Source organism: Streptococcus sp. oral taxon 058 str. F0407 (assembly GCF_000235485.1).
GTDB lineage: Bacteria > Bacillota > Bacilli > Lactobacillales > Streptococcaceae > Streptococcus.
On sequence record NZ_JH378889.1, the window covers coordinates 262,776 to 276,159 of the forward strand.

General features: G+C 35.5%; 16 protein-coding genes and 1 pseudogene. 13 read left to right on the forward strand and 4 right to left on the reverse strand.

Going from position 1 to position 13,384, the window contains the following annotated elements; all coding sequences use genetic code 11:
* Together HMPREF9184_RS09990 and HMPREF9184_RS08430 are read right to left on the reverse strand one after the other, a co-directional pair.
* Positions 1 to 380: pseudogene (locus HMPREF9184_RS09990) on the reverse strand (transposase family protein); the annotation flags it as partial.
* 155 nt (positions 381 to 535) lie between these two features.
* Complete coding sequence (locus tag HMPREF9184_RS08430; protein ID WP_000079158.1) at positions 536 to 988, reverse strand: universal stress protein; 453 nt, start codon at positions 986 to 988, stop codon at positions 536 to 538.
* Positions 989 to 1,586: 598 nt separating this feature from the next.
* Between HMPREF9184_RS08430 and HMPREF9184_RS08435 the strand changes: the two genes are divergently transcribed.
* Together HMPREF9184_RS08435 and rpmH are read left to right on the forward strand one after the other, a co-directional pair.
* Entirely contained in the window at positions 1,587 to 2,801 is a 1,215-nt protein-coding gene (locus HMPREF9184_RS08435; RefSeq protein ID WP_000666458.1) for a pyridoxal phosphate-dependent aminotransferase, read from the forward strand.
* Between the two features lie 145 nt (positions 2,802 to 2,946).
* The gene (gene rpmH, locus HMPREF9184_RS08440) at positions 2,947 to 3,081 is read left to right on the forward strand and encodes a 50S ribosomal protein L34 (RefSeq protein ID WP_000831905.1); all 135 of its coding nucleotides are present in this window, start codon (positions 2,947 to 2,949) and stop codon (positions 3,079 to 3,081) included.
* Between the two features lie 182 nt (positions 3,082 to 3,263).
* Here rpmH and HMPREF9184_RS08445 read toward each other — a convergent pair whose 3' ends face one another.
* Positions 3,264 to 5,108, reverse strand: coding sequence for an APC family permease (locus tag HMPREF9184_RS08445; protein WP_000488833.1), 1,845 nt, complete (start codon positions 5,106 to 5,108; stop codon positions 3,264 to 3,266).
* A gap of 377 nt (positions 5,109 to 5,485) precedes the next feature.
* On the opposite strand from HMPREF9184_RS08445, the gene HMPREF9184_RS08455 reads away from it, so the two are divergent.
* Together HMPREF9184_RS08455 and HMPREF9184_RS08460 are read left to right on the forward strand one after the other, a co-directional pair.
* Entirely contained in the window at positions 5,486 to 5,857 is a 372-nt protein-coding gene (locus HMPREF9184_RS08455) for a hypothetical protein (protein WP_000922356.1), read from the forward strand.
* Entirely contained in the window at positions 5,850 to 7,031 is a 1,182-nt protein-coding gene (locus tag HMPREF9184_RS08460; protein WP_000094830.1) for a hypothetical protein, read from the forward strand. Before HMPREF9184_RS08455 ends, HMPREF9184_RS08460 begins: the two co-directional genes overlap by 8 nt.
* Positions 7,032 to 7,109: 78 nt before the next feature.
* Here HMPREF9184_RS08460 and HMPREF9184_RS08465 read toward each other — a convergent pair whose 3' ends face one another.
* Positions 7,110 to 7,442 (reverse strand): helix-turn-helix domain-containing protein, encoded by a 333-nt coding sequence (locus tag HMPREF9184_RS08465; RefSeq protein ID WP_000387971.1) that lies wholly within the window; start codon positions 7,440 to 7,442, stop codon positions 7,110 to 7,112.
* Positions 7,443 to 7,588: 146 nt separating this feature from the next.
* Between HMPREF9184_RS08465 and HMPREF9184_RS08470 the strand changes: the two genes are divergently transcribed.
* The 9 genes from HMPREF9184_RS08470 to HMPREF9184_RS08510 all read left to right on the forward strand — a co-directional run.
* On the forward strand, positions 7,589 to 7,984 hold the full coding sequence (locus HMPREF9184_RS08470) for a hypothetical protein (RefSeq protein ID WP_000964202.1): 396 nt from the start codon (positions 7,589 to 7,591) through the stop codon (positions 7,982 to 7,984).
* Between the two features lie 31 nt (positions 7,985 to 8,015).
* Positions 8,016 to 8,744: a hypothetical protein gene (locus HMPREF9184_RS08475; RefSeq protein ID WP_000006496.1), complete on the forward strand. Its 729-nt coding sequence runs from the start codon at positions 8,016 to 8,018 to the stop codon at positions 8,742 to 8,744.
* 3 nt (positions 8,745 to 8,747) lie between these two features.
* Positions 8,748 to 9,278: a hypothetical protein gene (locus HMPREF9184_RS08480; RefSeq protein ID WP_000096318.1), complete on the forward strand. Its 531-nt coding sequence runs from the start codon at positions 8,748 to 8,750 to the stop codon at positions 9,276 to 9,278.
* Positions 9,279 to 9,533: 255 nt separating this feature from the next.
* On the forward strand, positions 9,534 to 9,968 hold the full coding sequence (locus HMPREF9184_RS08485) for a hypothetical protein (RefSeq protein WP_000228086.1): 435 nt from the start codon (positions 9,534 to 9,536) through the stop codon (positions 9,966 to 9,968).
* A gap of 120 nt (positions 9,969 to 10,088) precedes the next feature.
* Entirely contained in the window at positions 10,089 to 10,454 is a 366-nt protein-coding gene (locus HMPREF9184_RS08490; RefSeq protein ID WP_001128574.1) for a hypothetical protein, read from the forward strand.
* Positions 10,455 to 10,465: 11 nt separating this feature from the next.
* Positions 10,466 to 11,032 carry a hypothetical protein gene (locus tag HMPREF9184_RS08495; protein ID WP_001139204.1) on the forward strand — a complete coding sequence of 189 codons (567 nt, stop codon included), beginning with the start codon at positions 10,466 to 10,468 and terminating at the stop codon, positions 11,030 to 11,032.
* A 229-nt stretch (positions 11,033 to 11,261) separates the two neighbouring features.
* The gene (locus tag HMPREF9184_RS08500) at positions 11,262 to 12,113 is read left to right on the forward strand and encodes a rolling circle replication-associated protein (protein ID WP_000276586.1); all 852 of its coding nucleotides are present in this window, start codon (positions 11,262 to 11,264) and stop codon (positions 12,111 to 12,113) included.
* Positions 12,114 to 12,164: 51 nt separating this feature from the next.
* Positions 12,165 to 12,374 carry a hypothetical protein gene (locus tag HMPREF9184_RS08505; protein ID WP_000526935.1) on the forward strand — a complete coding sequence of 70 codons (210 nt, stop codon included), beginning with the start codon at positions 12,165 to 12,167 and terminating at the stop codon, positions 12,372 to 12,374.
* Positions 12,375 to 12,436: 62 nt separating this feature from the next.
* Positions 12,437 to 13,384, forward strand: a 948-nt coding sequence (locus HMPREF9184_RS08510; RefSeq protein ID WP_000465167.1) for a tyrosine-type recombinase/integrase, incomplete at its 3' end; no start/stop codon positions are given.

Here is a 13,384-nt window from a genome sequence, read left to right on the forward strand (position 1 = left end):
AGCTGATGAGCAATATCGGTCATAGAAGTCTTTTCAATTAGCTTCTGAGCGATTTTTTGCTTGATGATACAAGGAATTTGATGATTCTTCTTGATGATAGAAGTTTCAGCGACCATCATTTTCGAACAATGATAGCACTTGAAACGACGCTTTTTCAGAAGAATTCTAGTAGGCATACCAGTCGTTTCGAGGTAAGGGATCTTAGACGGTTTTTGAAAGTCATATTTCTTCATTTGATTTTCGCAATCAGGACAAGATGGGGCATCGTAGTCCAGTTTAGCGATGATTTCCTTGTGTGTATCTCTATTAACAACATCTATAATTTGGATATTAGGGTCTTTAATGTCTAGTAATTTTGTGATAAAATGTAAGGGTTCCATATGATTCTTTCTAATGATGGTTTGGTCGCTTTTCATTATAGATCTTATGGGACTTTTTTCTACAACAAAATAGGCTCCATAATATCCATAGGGGATTTACCCACTACAAATATTATAGGAATACAAAAGGAGCCTACTAGGCTCCTTTTGTATTCCTATAATGTTTTTTCTTGTTCTCTCACGACCAGCAAGTCGACTTTCGCATGGCGGAGAATGTATTCAGATGAAGAGCCAACCAAGAGGCGTTCAAAGGCATTGAGTCCTGTTGCACCGACGAGAATCAGGTCAACATTTTCTGCGTCTGGAATGGTACGGGCAAGGAGGGTCTTCGGATTTCCCATTTCGATGACGATGTGAATATCCGTCACGCCCGCATCTTTTGCACGTTTTTCGTACTCTTTCATCAAACTTTCAGCGTCGACTTGGAGTTCTTCGTAAACTTCAGCATCAAAGGTAGACACGCTTTGAAGAGCGCGTGTGTCAATAACATGGGCAATGGTGAGCTTGGAATCATTGCGTAGAGCGGTGTAAACACCTTTAACAAAAGCCAAGTCTGCCTCTTTAGAACCATCAATTGCAACCATAACATTTTGGTAACGTTGTGCCATAATGAAACCTCCTGAAATTTTCTTACTTTTATTGTAATCCTTTTCACTAAAGAAGTAAAGTAAAAAAGTATTTTAGTCGAAAATGTTATCGCCCTCACTATATCTTTATTTATGTTCTACTGAACTATGCAAGAGAGCGGAGATGAGGGGGTGTCCTTATGGCTCACGTATTTGGAAAGCAGAAAAATCTTTTTTGAAACGATTTTATAGTTGTTTATTGATCCCTCTGTCTCTTCAAATTCTATCTATCTATTTTATGTCAGAATTACTTGCCTTTATTTTCCGATTTTTATCTACCTAGCTCTAACTCATTTGCTGTTTCAACTGTTTTTGAGTTATGCTATGCTTCGAAATGGAAATGTGGTCTTTCAAAATATTACTCTCCTTTTTTTGATGTTAGATGCTTGCTATTACACTCTTGTAGGATTTTTCCTAGCAGCACTATCTATAGAACTGTGAATGATATAGTTGATAAACCCTGCTCTCCTTGCTTTTTAGCAAGGTTTTACTATTTTCTGCACTCCCCTCTCTCAGGAAACTTGTCGCATGGCCTGTCTAGTGGTATAATGTTACTATCTCGATGAATTGAGGAAACAAGATGAAAGAATATAACAAGTCTAGTAAATTAGAGCATGTTGCTTATGATATCCGTGGTCCTGTTTTGGAAGAAGCCATGCGGATGCGAGCAAACGGAGAAAAGATTTTACGTCTGAATACAGGAAATCCTGCTGAATTTGGTTTTACAGCGCCAGATGAGGTTATCCATGACTTGATAATGAATGCGCGTGATAGTGAAGGTTACTCTGATTCTAAAGGGATTTTCTCAGCTCGTAAGGCTATCATGCAGTATTGCCAACTGAAGAAATTCCCAAATGTGGATATTGATGATATCTACCTTGGAAATGGTGTCAGTGAGTTGATTGTCATGTCCATGCAGGGGTTGTTGGACAATGGTGATGAGGTCTTGGTACCAATGCCAGACTATCCTCTCTGGACAGCTGCTGTCAGCCTAGCTGGAGGAAATGCCGTTCACTATATCTGTGATGAAGCTGCAGAATGGTATCCAGATATTGACGACATCAAGTCAAAAATCACTTCCAATACTAAGGCAATCGTCCTTATCAACCCAAACAACCCAACTGGAGCCCTTTATCCTAAGGAACTCTTGTTGGAGATCATCGAGATTGCGCGTCAAAACGATTTGATCATCTTTGCAGATGAGATTTATGACCGCATGGTGATGGACGGACATGTGCATACACCGGTAGCAAGTCTGGCTCCAGATGTCTTCTGCGTCAGCATGAATGGTCTGTCAAAATCTCACCGTATCGCTGGTTTTCGTGTAGGCTGGATGGTCTTGTCTGGACCTAAGACTCATGTTAAAGGCTATATCGAAGGGCTCAATATGCTATCAAATATGCGTCTTTGCTCCAACGTTTTGGCTCAGCAAGTTGTACAAACCTCGCTAGGAGGTCACCAGTCAGTGGACGAATTGCTCCTTCCTGGTGGTCGTATCTATGAACAAAGAAACTTTATCTACAATGCCATTCAAGATATTCCAGGTTTATCAGCAGTCAAACCTAAGGCGGGGCTTTATATCTTCCCTAAAATTGACCGCAATATGTATCGCATCGATGATGATGAGCAGTTTGTCCTTAATTTCTTGAAACAGGAAAAGGTTCTTTTGGTTCATGGTCGAGGATTTAACTGGCAAGAACCAGACCATTTCCGTATCGTTTACCTCCCACGTGTGGACGAGCTAGCACAAATCCAAGAAAAGATGACTCGTTTCTTGAGCCAGTATCGTAGATAAGGGCTTTCATAGGAAAAGCGAGAAAACATTTGCTTGGAGCTATTGACAAAAGTGGCAGAATCAGATAGAATAGTAAAGTATGTTTAGTAACTGATCACTTTATAGCCGGCTAAACGAATACAAAATCTATGAGGAGGTATTCATCGTGAAACGTACTTATCAACCAAGTAAACTTCGTCGTGCGCGCAAACACGGATTCCGTAACCGTATGTCAACTAAAAACGGTCGTCGCGTATTGGCAGCTCGTCGTCGTAAAGGACGCAAAGTTTTGGCTGCTTAATCCAAACAAATTCAACAAAGAAGTCAGTAGGAACTCGAGTCTACTGGCTTTTCTTTTTATCTTACATAGTGAATTGTCCATGCAATCGTCCATTTCAACTGAAACTCATAGAATGCTTATTTAAAAGACCACATATAGAAAAACTCAAAACCAGATATACGTTACTGATTTTGAGTTTTTGTTTATTCTTTTAAGTGATAGGAGTAGCTAGCGACAACGACATCTTCGTGCCATCTGAGAGCGTATTTTAGTTTGAGGCTCATTTGATTGTGCAGGATATTTTGCCAAGGCTTGTTAGGGATAAACTGTGGGACGAGGACTGTAACGGTATAGTTTTTTTGCTTGGCTTCTTGGGCGACTCGTTTGACATACTTGACGCTAGGGGTGATGATGTTTCGGTAGCTAGTGTTGATATTTTTCAGAGTGATATTTGGGAAGTAATCGGCAAATTCCTGAAGAATTTCTTGGTCTTTTTCTTCCGTTTCTTTAGTAGAAATGTGCATGGCCAACACTTCGTCACCGATACTTTGAGCGTAGTTAATCGCTCCTACGCTTACCCGAGTGACATTTCCTACTAGGACAAGGACAAGGTTGCCGTCATAAGTGCGTTTTTGGATTCCTTCGTAAAGTCGTAGTTGTTTTGCTACTTTTTGATAATGGCTGTGAATGGACAAAAATAGGAAGGTCAAGACTAGGATAATTGGGAAGAATGGCCAGATATCACCTAGTCTGAAGAGGAGTAAAATAAGAACAATGGCATAACAAATGATGGCCCCAAGGATATTAGCAAAGGCAGGTTTTAAGAAGTTTGCTCCTTTTTCCTTTTTCCAATGACGAATCATTCCAGTCTGAGATAGGGCAAAGGGAACGAAGACCCCGATAGTATAAAGAGGGATCAAGCGTTCAGTATTCCCATTAAAAATGAGAAGAAGTATCATAGCCCCAAAAGCCAGAGTTAAGATACCATTGGAGTAGCCAAGACGGTCCCCTTTTTCCATAAAGAGATGAGGCATGTACTTGTTTTTTGCCATATTGTAGGCCAGCATAGGAAAGGCTGAAAAGCCAGTATTTGCAGCTACAGCTAGAATCAAGGCTGTCGAGAACTGGAAGAGATAGTAGCTAGCATGACCAAAAAATGAATCTCCCAGAATGCCCCTGGCCATTTGCGAGAGAATGGTTTCTCCGTGTTGAGGTGTGATGCCCATCCAGTAGTTTAGGAAGGTAATACCTGCAAAAAGAAAACCTAGAATTAGTGACATGATGGTCAAGGTCTGAGCAGCATTCTTTTCTTTTGGAGTTTTGAAAAATGGCACTGCATTTGAAATAGCCTCAACCCCAGTTAGAGAGGCAGAACCGCTAGTAAAGGCTCTCAATAGGAGAACGATGGAAAGGCTCGGAACAGTTTGCCCAATGGTTGAAGTCGCCTGATAGTTTAGGGAGCCTGTAGATAGTTGAAAGAACCCATAAAGCAGGAGAAAGACGGTGCTGAAGATAAAGAGGTAGACGGGAATCATCAGAGAACTAGCAGATTCTTTTAAACCTCTTAAATTCAAGAGCATGAGCAGGCAGACTAGGAAAATAGAGATATGAAGATTGTAGGGATGGAGGGCAGGGATGGCCGCAGTAATAGCATCGGCTCCAGATGCAACGGATACGGCTACTGTCAGCATATAGTCAACAAGGAGACTGCCTCCTGCAATCAAGCCCAGTTCGGGGGAGAGATTTTCCCGAGTGACCATATAAGCCCCTCCACCTTGAGGATAGGCATGGATGATTTGACGATAGGAAATGGTCAAACTAGCAAGGAGTAAGAGGACAAAAATACCGATAGGGAGGCTCCACCAAATAGCGAGAGGAGAGAGGCTAACCAAAACGAGAATGACTTGTTCAGGTCCATAGGCAATAGAAGACAGGGCATCACTGGATAACATTGCAAGTGCCTGCATTTTCCCTAATAATCCTCCTTCGCCGTCTGTGAGAGACTTGAGTGGCCGACCGATAAAGGTATATTTTAATTTTCTAAACATTTTCTTTTCCTTTGCTGAAAATTTCAATAAGTGTTATTATACTGCTTTGAAAAAAGGCAGTCAAGGGAGAATGATTGGTATTAGAATATTTTTACAAGCCGAGGAATGCTATTTTTGGTATAATAGATGGAAGAAAATGAGGTTAGAAGAGATGATTTTTGATACATACTTAGAGTGTCTGGAGTATAGTTTAAGTACTCTTAACATTATTGAGGCACAAATTAACCATAAAACTAACCAAAGGAAAGTTAAAGTAGCATAACGAAGAGGGAGATGAATCTCTCTTTTTATTTCACTATAATATTTGTAGATACTTGAAAACTTACTTTGCATAGAGTAAAATAATAATAGTTGGTTTTAATTTTAAGGAGAATTATATGTTGAAGTATGGTGAAGATTATCCCGATTCTTGTCCGCCATCTGAAGCAAACGAGGTGGAAGGTTCGTTTTATAGAATATGTAATAGTGCGGTTCCTGAAAAAGACGACTTTAAAACTCACGTAGATTTAGGTTTGAATTTTCCGCCCCAAAAATTATGTGAGGCCAAAGCTTTATCGTTTTTTGCATCAGAGCAAGCAATTGAAAGACTAAAAAAACGTTTTCCTAAATTTAAAGATAAAGTTGCTGTGTTGATAAATATTTTACCTAGTCATGGTGTGGGACTGTTAGAAGGAGAACATTTAAATTTGTGGGAGTTTCAGGATGTGAATTTTCTTGATGCTCAGGAAGGAGGTTTAGAAAATGAGTAGTATTTTTGATTTTGAATCAGTAGAATATCTTTATATTTTTGATTACTATGATATTCCATTGTCATTTATTACTAAGAAGATCGATGATAAATATTATTTTGTATATGCAATTGATTTTGATACATTTTTTGTAAAACCTCTTTCTATTAAGAATTTGAAGACTCTATTCTCTGATATTTCTACGAATACACTTCTTCAAGAGTTTTATTTAGAAGATGATTTTTCCATTCTAAAAAGAGAAAATAATATTTTTGTTAAATATGGTGTTAAAATTTTCGAATTAGAGAATAACATTAATGCGAGTGAGTTTTTCCCTGAGGACGAATCAAAATTTGAGCGGGATTTGATTAGTGGAAAAAGTTTTAATACGCTATGTAGTGAATATGCCACAACATTTTCAGATATTTTAAATAATAAACAACTAACAATAAAGCTAGTTGATTCTTATAACTCACACTCAGCAGATTTAGATGTCGTTGCTAAAGCGATAAATTTGATGGAAAATTTTATAGAGGGGTCAAAAGTATTTTTAAGGGAACATAATATATTTACTAATGGGAAACTTGTACTAACACCATTTACCCCCGGTTCATTCAATATAAATTTTGAAATAGTTCGTCCGGAAGAGGTTACTCTTTTTGAGGATGAATTTGAACTTTATTTTGATGACTTTATTGTTTTTACAGAATCTATAAATCACAAAGAGGCGTCGGATGTCTACTCAGATGTAATTTTTGAGAATAATAAAATAGTAAAATCTTTCGTTGAATTTTATAATGTCATAAAAGAAAACGGCCTTACTGTAACTTTGGAAAAGGACAAGAAAAAGCTATCCACTATTATTGTTAATGCACAAAGTGATAAATTTATTCAAGACTTAAATTCTCTAGTTCAAAAGCAAGATGATGCGGAAGTATTTTCAGAAGAATTCTATTTTGAAGGAATAGTATCTAGTGCATCCAATGCTCGAAATAATGTCTCTATAAAAACTTTATCTGGCATAGTAAAGGCAAAGTTTTCAAGTGAATTATTTAGGGAAATTAAAGGAATGAATAGAACCATTTCGGTGTCAAGTGAAATACGAGGACGGTGGATAAAGCAAACTTTTTTGGATAAAAATAGAAATGTAATCTCTGAAAAATATGAAATTTTAGATTTTAATCAGAATAGTTAGTATCTATAAAGTAAAAAAGCTAACCAAAGGAAAGTTAAAGTAGCATACAAAAAGAGGAATTCATTGAGAGTTCCTCTTTTAATCTATGTTTTTGACAATTTCATTGAATAAAGAAATGATTTTTGATTTTTTTGTGTGTGATAAATCTGAGATGTTATCAATCAACGTAGTCATAGGGACGGAATTATTTGAAAGCGGGAAATTAAAGAAGTCTTCTACGGTCATACCTAAAGCTGTAACAACCTTTTCAAGTGTGTGTATTTTAAAATCGTATTTCATATTCTCGATGTTTTGTATTGCTTTAACACCTAGCCCGGCTTGATTGGATAATTGTTCTTGGCTAAGATTCTGTTCTTTTCTACATTCTCGTATACGCTCTGCTATGTATTTTTGTAATTGATTAGCTTCCATCCGTAATTTCCTCTTTTGTACTATTTTACTATCCTCTATATGATTTTTTAAGTACAATTAACTATCCAAAAAAAAGATATTGGATAGCAAACTGTACAATTTTGTGTTAAAATAGATAAAAAACAATACAAAAGGAGTGTGGTCTTATGTTAGTATATTCTGCTGCAACTGCAAAATCGTATAGTGTTTACCATAAAACTAAAGTTATGAGTACCAGTCAAAAAGAACAATTATATAGGGCTTTTAAAAAGTATGCTATAGAGAAGTTTAAAAGAACAGAAAAGTTAATGAGTTATAACTATGATGGAAGAACTAAATTTTTCTCTAGAAATGTATTTAATGCTAGTTTTTATAGTTTTTATCAATCTAGATATTTCAGAGATACGCCTTTATATGATAAATTACCTACTTGGCTTTATTTTAATACTGGAAAAGATGTAGAAACAATATGTAAAAGAACTATAACATTAATAAAAGCTGCTGGGTATAAAGCAGAATATAATTATAAAAATGGTGTTACAATGTGGAAAGTTAAAAAGTAGAAAGTTAAAAAGTAGAAAGTAAGTAAATAATATGAGTTTTGCCTTGTTGAATGTTTTTTTACAAACGAATAATGATGAACGTGTAGAAGTTTTATTTCGATATTATAATGGTGTAAGTGGAGGACGAATTACGGAAGAATACTATGGGAGTTCAGATGGTGGTCGAGTATCAGCAATTCTTCAAGGCTATTCAGTAGCAAACACAGATATTAAATATAATCCAGTAAAAAAAGATGACTTACATAAGTTCATATCAGCTTTTCCTAAAGGAACATATGATCAAAATATTACATTTATTGATTGGATGATAGCTAAAGAAAATAAAAATGAAGCTCCTCTAAAGATTCGTAATAAGTATGAGAGAGCTATTATAAAATGGTACTTACGAAATAATATAATTCAAGAATTTGAATTTAAGGATTTTGAATTATTTACGGATTTTCATGGGAGAGTATGTTCGATTACGGTTTGTGAATCTAAATTTATTATCTCGTTCATTCATAATTTTGGAAAAGAGAACGCTGAATTGTCGCAAATTCAAAAATTTTCATTCGAAAATATCCAAAACATAACTATAGATTATGATGAGAAAAGACACCCAACTATCTATATTCGTTTAAAAAAGGATCAATTTACTTATTATGGTGAAAATGGAGTGATTTCTTTATTTTTCCATCATATTAAAGATAGTATTTCAGGAGCGTCTATTTATAAAAAAATTGCTAAACCATTCTCGGACTGGGAGTTAGAGTCGAGGTAAATTATGAGTAGTTTAGATGAAAGAGATCTTCGTTTCCCAAAACAATTCGGTGATTTTTCAGAATCTTTGGTAATGTATATTTTAGGATTAAATAATTGGTCAGTTGCTCTTATTGATCACGTCGGTGCTGATGTTGTTGCAGTCAGGAGGAGAGGAGATTCGAAAAGATTAGCTATTTCTGTAAAGGGAAGGAATTTTCCAGACACAGAAAGTAAATCGTTTGATTTTGATAGGAACAACATAAACAAATTGAAAGATACAGCTAACATGCTAGGGATGATCCCAGCAGTTTCATTTGTATTTGTTGATAGTCAAGAGGAAAAAAGAAAAATCAGAATAATCATGGCTGAGTTAAGTACGTTAGAATGTTTAGCAGAGAATTCAGAAACACACTTTGTTAATTATAATAGTAAACATGGAATACAAATTAAATTTACACAGTCACAAAGAACAAATCATTTAAAAATTATTAAACAAACACCTGATGTTTTTTATTCAGAATTAGTGCTTGATAGTGAGAATGTTTTTCAGTGATTGAATATAATATATTCATGTGTAAGTTAACCAGTCAGTGATATGTGAAAGTCCATAAATTGGTGTATGATTATGAATTTTTTATGATATATAGTGATTAAAATGCATAGCAGTTATACGATTTTGTATAACTGCTATTTTTTTATGCATCTTACTATGTTCTTTTTAAAATCACATAAGGTAAGTTTCCACTGACGAGAGGCTATGGAGCCCCTTTGGGTAGTGTTGGTAAATCCCAGCAGGAGGTACCAACATATGGTAGATTTAACAAAAGTAGAACAACGTAGAGAAGAAGCAATTAAAAAAGCTAAATTATCTGGTGATTGGGATAAGGTAGAAAATTTATTAAATCAGTCTTATGAGAATTTATGTAGAAAAGATAGATCGCACGGTCTGTGTAGTTTAGACAGTAGTTCTATTGATAAAGGTTCTTTATTAGATACGATAGCAGATTATAATGACCCATTGTCTCTCTTAATTAAAAAAGAAGAAATTGCTATTATAAATGATGCTATTGAGAGTTTGTTGAGCGACAAAGACAGAGAAATTCTGTTTGGAGTAGTTTTTGGGAATAAATCATTCTCTCATCTTGCAAAGGAAGTTGGACTTAGTGACAAGACTGTCAAAAGACATTATGACCGTATTATAGAGAGAATAAAAAAAATCATAATATCCTCCGAATTTTGCTGAAATTTCTCCTTATACTTGAGGAGGTAATTTTAAATGTTGTTATCTGTAATCGTCACAGTGTTTATTTGATTAAAAGTAGACGATTTGCTTTTAAGTCTAGCTAGAAAGAAGGTTTTAATTATGCCACTTAAAAATTTATCACATTTTACTGAGTTTAATGCTCAGTCGTTTCTTTCTCTCAAAGAGTTACGCTATATTTCTTCTACAAGGTGGACAGAAAAAAGTGAGACTGGTTCAGAAATTGAAAAAGGAGTAAAAGTGGGAGTACTTATCTTTTCTGATGAAAGCGACTATCCAAACGAAAAAAATAATATTGGGGAGCAACTCACTGTAAAAGTTCCACTTGCAACGATGAAGGATTATGACTCGTTTCAACCAATGCTGACATCTGTAGAAATTGTAGACATTGAGAAAGCAATTGTATACGGAGAATATCGTAACCAGCTTAGTTTAACTGCAAAAGTCATTGAAGTTGTCGCACTTTAAAGGAGGCAAATATGCCATCAATTATTGAAGAAATACCTGCGAAGGTTTTTGAAGGTATTAAGGAAGTTTATCACCTTTTTAGCAGAAAACTTCAGGAGTACCGGAGGAAAGTCCAGATAGAAGAAAAGCAAAAAAACTGGAATAGATTTCTAGCTTCTACGCAAAATGTATTGGTAGAATTAGTGAAAGAGAGCATTCAAGTAAATCAGTTTGCATATACGCCATCTCCGATTTATGAGGAGCAGGAAGTTGAACAAGCTGATGGGAGTAAGTCAATCCAGAGAGTGCATGTGGCAGATGAAAGAGTTCCTATATGTGCAATTGATAACCATGGGATTCGAGAATTTGAAGCTAGGTGTGTAGTTTTCCGGTTTCAAGTTTTTGGAGAGCTACCCCCAGAAGTTCTATTACGAATACAGGATACTTGGATTTTTTATTTGCACAAATATGCTCTTCATGGTCTCGCTGATCTATATGTAAAGCATGGGTTACGCTATCTAGTATTCATCATATGTAATGAATCAGATAAACGAACGATTAAAGGGGCGTTGTTCAAGTTGAAACATCCGTGGTCTTAGATGGTTAAATTCTTTATGCCGTGAAAGTTTATTGACTATAGGTTAAGATAGATTAGACTGGTTGGGGTGGTGCGGTCGAACTTTGTTCGCCGTGCCGACACAATCAGTTTTATAATCTTAGGGTCCCTATTGTCAATAAATCATGGAATAAATCTGAATTTAATCATCGTAATTTTGACGCTATTAACTTGATAAGCGTCAAACAAAAGCACGATAAGTATAAATATATATGTATAAAATAGATTCAACTAAACTTGTTAAGAGCTACTTGTATGGTGATACGATAGAAATGACAACTGCGAATGGACAACAGGAGCAGACTATCAAGGTAATATCTGGAAAACGTTATGTAAATCTGGAGACGGGAGAAATTCATGACATGGATACTTCGAGTAGTACACGACTCGATAATTTGAAGTCTACTAAACAGACTATGAAAAAACTACGCCGTCTAGTAGCTCATAATTTTACGGGAGGTATCAACCAGTTATGGATAACGTTGACTTATCGAGACCATGTTACCGATCCGGCTATAGTTTACATGGATTTCAAAGCGTTCATTCGACGCATTCGTAATCAGTTTGGAAATGTTGATTATATTACGGTCATTGAACCACAAGCTAGTGGAAGGTGGCATTTGCATGTGTTATTAAAGAACGATTCCGAACTAACAATTCCTAACAATGACCTTGCTAAGATGTGGAGGAAAGGTTTTACAAAGACCAAGAGGTTAAAGAGAGCTGATAAGGTTGGGAATTATTTGATTGCTTATCTATCTAATTTACAGATAGGTGATGAGGGTTCACAAAACAAAGCAATTATAAAAGGTGCGCGCCTATACATGTATCCCAAGGGTATTAGAATTTATCGGACTAGCAGAGGAATTGAAAAGCCTTTGGAAATTACAACAACAAAGGGTGAGCTTATAGAAACTTATAAAATTAACAGCCCTCCGACATTTTCACGGACCACAAAACATGAAACTCCTTATGGTGTGAAAGAATATACTACGGAGTTTTATGACAACTTAAAAAGCCTGTCAGATACTTTTATCGGAGCAACTGACAAGCTAAGTAGGTAATAAAAGAAGTTGTCTTTTATCATCTCTATTATATCAAAATAGGAGAATTTTATGGGAAATATATATAAAAGTAAGAGAGGGATTACGGAATTATTTGATATTCCGCTAAAAACCTTAAATAATGATCTAACAGAGATGAGACGAAATGAAAAATTCCAAGGATACATTTTAAAGCCTTCTCATAAGAGAGTCTATATAGATGTTGAAGGCTATAAGGAATTTTTGCAGTATAAACAAAAGAAATATGAGGAAGCTATGTAGTTATGTTATAATTAAGCTATGCTACATAGCTTTCCTTTGCTTTAAAAGTACAAGGAGAAAAAATGTTTTTTAAAGAATTGGATAATGGGAAATACCGTTATTATGAGAAATTCTATCATGAACGAGAGGAAAAGTGGAAACAAGTCTCTGTGACTCTAAAATCAAAATCTAGAGTTTCTCAAGCAGAAGCAAAACGTCGTTTAGCGCTAAAAATTGAAAAACTTCTAATCGCCCCTACAAAAGAGGAAGTTGAAAAGAAACAACTAGAAGAAATGAATTTCAGTCAACTATTGGAAGAATGGAAAACTATTCGTTCCAGTGAGATAAAATCTTCTAGTTATAGAAGTGAGGTGAAAAGTTTAGAGCTTTTCATGGGAATAGTAGGAAATTTGAGAATATCAGATTACACCACTCAGCTAGTTCAAACATATCTAATGAATTTGAATGTTCAAAATTCAACAAGAAAAAATCGAAAAATTTACTTGAATGGTATCTTTGATTATGCTGTAAAGGTCGGATATATTTCTGACTCACCAGTTAAAGGGGTGGTAATTCCGAAGCAGAAAGCGGACTACGAGAAGTTGCAAAAAGCTAAGGATAATTTCATTAGTAGAGAGGAACTAGGACAGGTTCTATCGTATTGTGAAAGTCACAATAAAGATAAGCGTTATGCTTTGGCAATGGAATTTATCTTTTTAACTGGTCTTCGTTTCGCAGAGTTTATTGGGGTTCGCTATCAAGATGTAAACTTCAAAGCGAATCTTTTAACAATTGATCATACTATAGATTATGTTGCTCATGGATATGATGAGAGAATCTTACAGACAACGAAAACAATAGGTTCTGTAAGGACGATAGTACTAAGTGAACGTTGCTTGGAAATTATCGAGTACTTTCGTAGTAACTGTTTTGATGAGGAGTTCATCTTTGTGACTGAGCAAGGTAACATTATGAGACAACCTTTGTTATATAGATTTATCAAAAATATTTGTGAAGTAGTGTTAGGTGGG